The organism is Actinomadura sp. KC345 (genome assembly GCF_004348515.1).
In the GTDB taxonomy this organism is placed as follows: Bacteria; Actinomycetota; Actinomycetes; order Streptosporangiales; family Streptosporangiaceae; genus Spirillospora.
In genome coordinates this window covers 1-7,738 of the sequence record NZ_SMKH01000340.1, presented here as the reverse complement: position 1 = coordinate 7,738, position 7,738 = coordinate 1, and the positions used below count along the sequence as shown (strand labels likewise).

6 protein-coding genes are annotated in these 7,738 nt (G+C 71.2%); all 6 read left to right on the top strand.

The window, feature by feature from the left end:
• Positions 1 to 442 (top strand): DALR anticodon-binding domain-containing protein (locus E1281_RS34485; RefSeq protein WP_243717705.1); only part of this gene is annotated, 442 nt, incomplete at its 5' end.
• Complete coding sequence (gene lysA / locus E1281_RS34480; RefSeq protein WP_131883906.1) at positions 439 to 1,830, top strand: diaminopimelate decarboxylase; 1,392 nt, start codon at positions 439 to 441, stop codon at positions 1,828 to 1,830. The genes E1281_RS34485 and lysA, both read left to right, overlap by 4 nt.
• 14 nt (positions 1,831 to 1,844) lie before the next feature.
• Positions 1,845 to 3,131 carry a homoserine dehydrogenase gene (locus E1281_RS34475; RefSeq protein WP_131883907.1) on the top strand — a complete coding sequence of 429 codons (1,287 nt, stop codon included), beginning with the start codon at positions 1,845 to 1,847 and terminating at the stop codon, positions 3,129 to 3,131.
• Positions 3,132 to 3,201: 70 nt separating this feature from the next.
• On the top strand, positions 3,202 to 4,269 hold the full coding sequence (gene thrC / locus E1281_RS34470; protein ID WP_131883905.1) for a threonine synthase: 1,068 nt from the start codon (positions 3,202 to 3,204) through the stop codon (positions 4,267 to 4,269).
• 22 nt (positions 4,270 to 4,291) lie between these two features.
• Positions 4,292 to 5,194: a homoserine kinase gene (thrB, locus tag E1281_RS34465; RefSeq protein WP_243717704.1), complete on the top strand. Its 903-nt coding sequence runs from the start codon at positions 4,292 to 4,294 to the stop codon at positions 5,192 to 5,194.
• Between the two features lie 471 nt (positions 5,195 to 5,665).
• The gene (rho, locus tag E1281_RS34460) at positions 5,666 to 7,726 is read left to right on the top strand and encodes a transcription termination factor Rho (protein WP_131883903.1); all 2,061 of its coding nucleotides are present in this window, start codon (positions 5,666 to 5,668) and stop codon (positions 7,724 to 7,726) included.
• Positions 7,727 to 7,738 lie beyond the last annotated feature (12 nt).

Below are 7,738 nucleotides of genomic sequence, written 5' to 3'. Positions count from 1 at the left end.
GGATGCCGGGTTCGGGGTCGCCCGGGTGCCTCAGAGCGGGTGGAGTGAATGGCCTCGGACGTTCCTGAACCCCGGATTCTCGGTGCGGTACGCCTATGCGCGGGCCTGCTGGGTCGGGCGCTGGGCGGCCGACTTCGGGATCGGGGCAGGGAGTTTCCAGGGCGTCGCGGCCGAGGAGCTTGCGCTGGTGGGGGCGTTGGGGGACGTGCCGGGCCGAGCCGAGCAGGCCGAGCGGGAACGGGATGCCAGGCCGCTGTTGTTCTGTTTGGAGAGAGTGGCCGGGGCGTATCACGACGTCCATGAGCGGTGTCCCGCCGTGCCCAAGGGTGATGAGGAGCCCGGGGTGATACATGGGGGGCGGGTGGCGCTGGCGGAGGCCGTGAAGGTCGCCCTTGGCAACGGGCTGAACGTAATTGGTGAGACCCCTAGAGAGCGGATATGAGTCGAGTACATCCAGCTGGGCCCCTGCACGCCGATGTCCTGCCGGAGGACCACCCGGTGGGGCCGGCGGACGATCTGAATGCGCTGGAGCCCACTGTTTGGCCACGGGGCGCCAAGCGGGACGATGGTGTACTCACCGTCGGTGGTGTCGATGTCCGGGATCTGGCGCAGGAGTACGGGACGCCTCTGTACGTCTATGACGAGGAGGACGTGCGGAGCCGCGCCAGGGAGTATGTGGCGGCGTTCCATGACGGAGACGTGCACTACGCGGGCAAGGCGTTCCTCTGTGTGGCCGTGGCGAAGTGGCTGAAGGAAGAGGGACTCGGGCTGGACGTGTGCAGTGGGGGCGAGCTCGCCATCGCGTTGGCTGCGGGGTTCCCCACGGAGCGCATCACGCTGCACGGGAGCAACAAGGCGTCCTGGGAGATCGACAAGGCGCTTGAGGTCGGGGTGGGACGGATCGTCCTCGATTCGTTCGAGGAGATCGCCCGGGTGGGGTATCTCGCCCAGCAGAGGGGTGTCCGGGCCAAGGTGATGGTGCGCGTCACCACGGGGGTCGAGGCGCACACCCATGAGTTCATCGCGACCGCTCACGACGACCAGAAGTTCGGGTTCTCCAGGAGTTCCGGGGCCGCTCTGGAGGCGGTGCGGAGGGTCCTGGAGCTGAAGCAGCTTGAACTGGTGGGGCTGCACAGCCACATCGGGTCGCAGATCTTCGAGGTGGACGGGTTCGAGGTGGCCGCGCACCGGCTCGCCGAGCTGCTCGTCGCCATCAGGGACGAGCACGGCATCGAGCTTCCGGAGCTGGACCTCGGCGGTGGGTACGGGATCGCGTACGTGCCGGGGGAGGAGCCGCACGACCCGAAGTCCATCGCGGACGGGCTGCGGCAGATCGTGGCGCGCGAGTGCCGGGCCTACGAGCTGGCGATGCCGCGCCTGACCGTGGAGCCCGGACGGGCGATCGTGGGGCCGGGCGGCGTCACGCTGTACGAGGTCGGGACGGTCAAGGACGTCGAGGGCCTGCGCACCTACGTGTCGGTGGACGGCGGCATGAGCGACAACCTGCGCACGGCCCTGTACGGCGCGGAGTACACCGGGGCGCTGGCCAGCAGGTCGTCCGAGGCACCGCCCATGCTCAGTAGGCTTGTCGGCAAGCACTGCGAAAGCGGCGACATTGTGGTGCGCGACCTGTGGTTCCCCGAAGATCTTGCGGCGGGGGACCTGGTGGCGGTCGCCGCGACCGGTGCGTACTGTCGATCGATGGCCAGTAACTACAACTTCGTCCCGAAGCCGGCCGTGGTGGCGGTCCGGGACGGCAGGTCGCGCGTGATCGTCCGCCGGGAGAGCGCCGAGGATCTGCTGCGGCTCGATGCGGAGGTCGAAGCGTGAAACTCGGACTGCGCGTGGCGCTGCTCGGATGCGGCGTGGTCGGCACGGAGGTCGTCCGGTTGCTGAGCGAGCAGGCGGACGACCTGGCCGCGCGGGTGGGGGCCCCGCTGGACGTCGCGGGGATCGCGGTGCGGCGGCCCGACCGGGTGCGGGAGGGCGTCGACCCGGCGCTGCTGACGACCGACGCGCATGCCCTGGTGACCAGGGACGACGTCGACATCGTCGTCGAGGTGATCGGCGGGATCGAGCCGGCCAGGACCCTGATGCTGGAGGCGATGAAGGCCGGCAAGTCGGTCATCACCGCGAACAAGGCGCTGCTGGCCGAGGACGGGGCGACGCTGTTCGCGGCGGCGCGGGAGTACGGCGCCGACCTGTACTACGAGGCGTCCGTCGCGGGCGCGATCCCGCTGCTCCGGCCGCTGCGGGAGTCCCTCGTCGGCGACCACGTGCACCGGGTGCTGGGCATAGTGAACGGCACCACGAACTACGTCCTGGACCAGATGGACACGCACGGCGCGGGGTTCAACGACGCGCTGGAAGAGGCGCAGTCCCTCGGCTATGCGGAGGCCGACCCGACGGCCGACGTCGAGGGCTTCGACGCCGCGGCCAAGGCGGCGATCCTGGCGCAGCTCGCCTTCCACACTCCGGTGACCGCCGCGGACGTCCACCGTGAGGGCATCACGGAGGTGAGTGCCGCCGATGTCGCGGGCGCCCAAGGAATGGACTGCGTGGTCAAGCTGCTGGCCATCTGCGAGCGGGTTCCCTCGGAGGACGGCCGGAACGGCCGTGGCGTATCGGTTCGCGTCTATCCGGCGATGATTCCGCGGTCGCATCCTCTGGCGAGCGTCCGCGAGGCGTACAACGCGGTGTTCGTGGAAGCGGAATCGGCCGGTTCGCTGATGTTCTACGGCGCGGGTGCCGGTGGCGCCCCTACGGCGTCCGCTGTCCTGGGCGACCTGGTCGCGGTGGCACGGAACGTGGCCGGCGGTACACCCGGACCGGTCGAGGTCACCTACGCCGAACTCCCCGTCCTTCCGATGGGGGAGACGGTCACGCGCTACTACATCCAGGTGGACGTGACCGACGAGGCCGGTGTTCTCGCCACCGTCGCCGAAGAGTTCGCCAGGCACGGCGTCTCGATACAGGCCGTCCGGCAGGTCGGGCTCGGCGAGGAGGCCCAGCTGGTCGTGGTGACGCACCGGGCGCCGGACGCGGCGCTGTCCGCGACGGTGCAGGGCCTCCGCGGGCTCGACATCGTCCGCGAAGTGGCGAGCGTCATGCGCGTCGAGGGTGACGTGTGAGTCTCCGGGAACGATTCAGCTACGACCGATAGAATCCGGTCGACATCGCAGGTCATCCGAGGAGACCGACTTGAACGCGAACGCCCGCGCGTGGCGTGGCCTTATCGAGGAATACCGCGACCGGCTTCCGGTGACGGACGCGACACCGGTCGTCACGCTGCTGGAGGGCGGCACCCCGCTGGTGCCCGCCGGCCGGCTGTCCCAGCTGACCGGCTGCGAGGTGTTCCTCAAGGTCGAGGGCGCCAACCCGACCGGGTCGTTCAAGGACCGCGGCATGACGATGGCGATCAGCAAGGCCGCCGAGGAGGGGGCCAAGGCGGTGATCTGCGCCTCCACCGGCAACACCTCGGCGTCCGCCGCCGCGTACGCGGTCCGTGCCGGGATGACCTGCGCGGTCCTCGTCCCCAACGGCAAGATCGCGATGGGGAAGCTGGCCCAGGCGCTGGTGCACGGGGCGCGGCTGCTCCAGGTGGACGGCAACTTCGACGACTGCCTCGAACTCGCGCAGAAGCTGTCGGTCGACTATCCGGTGGCCCTGGTCAACTCGGTCAACAAGTACCGGCTGCTCGGCCAGAAGACCGCCGCCTTCGAGATCGTGGACGCGCTGGGCGACGCCCCCGACGTCCACTGCCTGCCGGTCGGCAACGCGGGCAACATCTCCGCCTACTGGATGGGCTACAAGGAGTACGCCGACGACAAGGAGGCGTCCAGGGCGCCGCGCATGCTCGGCTTCCAGGCGAGCGGCGCCGCGCCGTTCGTGAAGGGCGAGCCGGTCCTGAAGCCGCAGACCATCGCCACGGCGATCAGGATCGGCAACCCCGCTTCCTGGGATCTCGCCATCGCCGCACGGGACGAGTCCGGCGGCGCCATCGCGTCGGTGACCGACAGGCAGATCCTCGCCGCCTACAGGCTTCTCGCCCGGGAAGAGGGGGTCTTCGTAGAGCCCGCCTCTGCGGCGAGCGTCGCGGGCCTTCTGCAGGCGAGTGAGCAGGGCGGCGTCGCGTCCGGTTCCAGGGTCGTCTGCACCGTGACGGGCAACGGCCTCAAGGACCCCGACTGGGCGATCTCCGGCGCGCCCGCGCCGACCACCATCAAGGTCGACGCGCACTCCGCCGCTTCTGAGCTCGGCCTCACCTGAGGTGGGCTGGACGGAAGGGCCGGTGCGGGTACAGGCGCCGGCGACCAGCGCCAACCTGGGCCCCGGGTTCGACTCGCTCGGCCTCGCGCTCGGCCTGTACGACGACGTCGAGGTCGAGGTGACCGGCGGCGGGCTGTCCATCGAGGTGGACGGCGAAGGCGCCGAGGTCGCCGACCGGGGCGAGCGGCATCTCGTCGTCAAGGTCCTGCACCGGACCTTCGAGGTCCTGGACGCGATGGCCGGATCCGGTCCCGGCCGGCCGCCGGGGCTGCGGCTCCGGTGCCGCAACCGGATCCCGCACAGCCGCGGCCTCGGTTCCTCGTCCGCCGCGATCGTCGCCGCGATCGTCGCGGCCCGCGCGCTCCATCCGAGCGGCGGGCTGCTGGGCGACGACGCCGCGCTCCGCCTCGCGACCGAGATCGAGGGGCATCCGGACAACGTGGCGCCGTGCCTCGCGGGCGGCCTGACCGTCGCCTGGACGGCGCCGGGCGGCCCGCGGCTGGTGCGCCTGGAGTCGCAGGTCACGCAGGTCGTCGTGTACGTGCCCGAGCAGCGGCTGGCGACCGAGCGGGCCCGCGGCCTGCTGCCCGCGTCCGTCCCGCACGGCGACGCCGCGGCCAACGCCGGGCGCGCCGCGCTGCTCGTCGCGGCGCTCACCGGCGGCCTGGACGAGGGAATCCTGCTCGACGCGACGGAGGACCGCCTGCATCAGGACTACCGCGCTCCCGCGATGCCGGAGTCCGCCGCACTGGTCGGGCGGCTGCGCGCGGCGGGCGTCCCCGCGGTGATTTCCGGGGCAGGACCTACTGTCCTGGCCTTCACAAGCGCATCACAAGTTGATTCGATGGCTTCCGGAGTGGGTAATGGGTGGCTCAAGCACCCATTGGACGTCGCGACCCGCGGCGCACGCGTCACGGCCGGATGACCGCGGTCCCGGCCTGATGGCGGCACCGGGGCGGGGCCGTCGCGTCGCCCCCCGGCCGGTGCGGGCACCGGCCCGATCATGCTAGGTAAAATGCGAAGACATCGACCTCTGGGGAATAGCAGTGCGCCCTGGTGATGTTAGGCTGATTGCCGCACCAGATGCCCCGTTCGGGGCAGCGTGCTCGTCAGCCGCGCGTCGCCTGTCCGGCCCTTCGGTCGTGTCGGTCCCGCGTACTAGGCTTCCCGATACCGTGACAATCCGTTGTCCGGCATTCCAGCGAAACTTCGGACGTGGCGGAACCGGGAACACGCACGAGCGAACCGTCCCGTCCATCATCTGGCTGTGCCCAGAACACGCCGATCGCGGCCCGACCGCGATCAGCGGAGCCCGTTCCGGCGCCCCCGCCGGGCCGCACCACCGGGTCGACTGGCCGGAAACCGGCCAACGCCCGCGCCCTGGGAAGGACCCTTAGTGAGCGAATCCAGCGAACTCCTTACGGACGCATCGAGCACGGGAGCCGCGGACGCCGCCCCGGCCGACGCGGAGACCGCCACCCCCCGGCGTCGCCGGTCGGGCACCGGCCTGTCGGCCATGGTGCTCCCCGAGCTCAAGACGCTCGCGTCCAGCCTCGGCATCACGGGTGTGACCGGGATGCGCAAGAGCCAGCTCATCGCCGCCATCCAGGAGAAGCAGGGCGGCCAGGGGCAGGGCTCGGCGGGGGGCGAGCAGGGAGCCGCTGCCGCGACGGGAGGCGCAGCCGAGACCGCGAAGACCGAGCGTCCGCGGCGCAGCCGCGCCGCGGCGGCCAAGCACGAGCCGTCCGACGAGCAGGTCACCGTCGCCGAGGCCGCGCCGGCGGGCGAGCAGTCCGACCAGGGCGAACGGCAGGCGAGCGCCAAGACCGCCGAGAAGGCGGCCGACAAGGCCGAGAAGCCGGAGAAGGCCGACAAGCAGGACCGTTCCGAGCGCCAGGGCCAGGGCGGCGGCCGGCAGCGGGGCGACAGGCAGGACCGCGGGGGCTCCGAGGGACGCGGCGAGCGCGGCGAGCGGCAGGGCCGCGACCGTGACCAGGGCCGTGACCAGGGTCGCGACCAGAACGCCGAGGACGGCGAGTCCCAGGGCGGACGCGACGGCGGCCGGGACGGCCGGGAGAACCGCGACGGAGGCCGCGACGGCGGCGGGCGCCAGCGCCAGCGCGGCGGCCGCGAGCGCGGCGACCAGGGCGGCGGCGGTGGCGGCGGGCGCCAGCGCGGCCAGAGCCAGGGCGGCGGGCGCGACGGCGGCGGTCAGCACGACGATGACGACGGCAGCGGCCGGGGCCGGCGCGGGCGCCGGTTCCGCGAGCGCAACCGCGGCCGCGGCCGCGAGCGCTACGAGGAGCCGGTGCTCACCGAGGACGACGTCCTGATCCCCGTCGCGGGCATCCTCGACATCCTCGACAACTACGCGTTCGTCCGCACGACCGGCTACCTGGCGGGCTCCAACGACGTGTACGTGTCGCTGGCGCAGGTCCGCAAGAACGGGCTGCGCAAGGGCGACGTCATCACCGGCGCGGTCCGCCAGCCCCGCGAGGGGGAGCGGCGCGAGAAGTTCAACGCGCTCGTCCGCCTCGACACCGTGAACGGGATGGAGCCCGAGCAGGCCAAGACCCGCGTCGACTTCACCAAGCTGACCCCGCTGTACCCGCAGGAGCGGCTGCGGCTGGAGTCCGACCCGGGCATCCTGACGACCCGGATCATCGACCTGGTGTCGCCGATCGGCAAGGGCCAGCGCGGCCTGATCGTGTCGCCGCCCAAGGCCGGCAAGACGATGGTGCTCCAGGCGATCGCCAACGCGATCACCAAGAACAACCCGGAGTGCCACCTGATGGTCGTCCTGGTGGACGAGCGCCCGGAAGAGGTCACCGACATGCAGCGGACGGTGAAGGGCGAGGTCATCCACTCGACCTTCGACCGTCCCGCCGAGGACCACACCACGGTCGCGGAGCTGGCGATCGAGCGCGCCAAGCGGCTCGTCGAGCTGGGCCACGACGTCGTCGTGCTGCTCGACTCGATCACCCGCCTGGGCCGGGCCTACAACCTGGCGGCACCCGCGTCCGGACGCATCCTGTCCGGCGGTGTCGACTCGACGGCCCTGTACCCGCCCAAGCGGTTCTTCGGCGCGGCCCGCAACATCGAGAACGGCGGCTCGCTGACGATCCTCGCCACCGCGCTGGTGGAGACCGGATCCCGCATGGACGAGGTCATCTTCGAGGAGTTCAAGGGCACCGGCAACATGGAGTTGAAGCTCAACCGGGCCCTAGCCGACAAGCGGATCTTCCCCGCGGTGGACGTCGACGCGTCCAGCACCCGCAAGGAGGAGATCCTGATGGCCCCCGAGGAGCTCCGCGTCGTCTGGCAGCTGCGCCGCGTCCTCCACGCACTCGACACCCAGCAGGCACTGGAACTCCTCATCGAGAAGATGAAGGAGACGAAGTCCAACGCCGAGTTCCTCCTCCAGGTCCAGAAGACCACGGTCTCCGACGACCGCTGACCCGGCCCGCAA

Bases quoted from the DNA above. Each gene is read 5' to 3' on its own strand.
- lysA (WP_131883906.1), top strand. From the start codon at position 439: ATGAGTCGAGTACATCCAGCTGGGCCCCTGCACGCCGATGTCCTGCCG.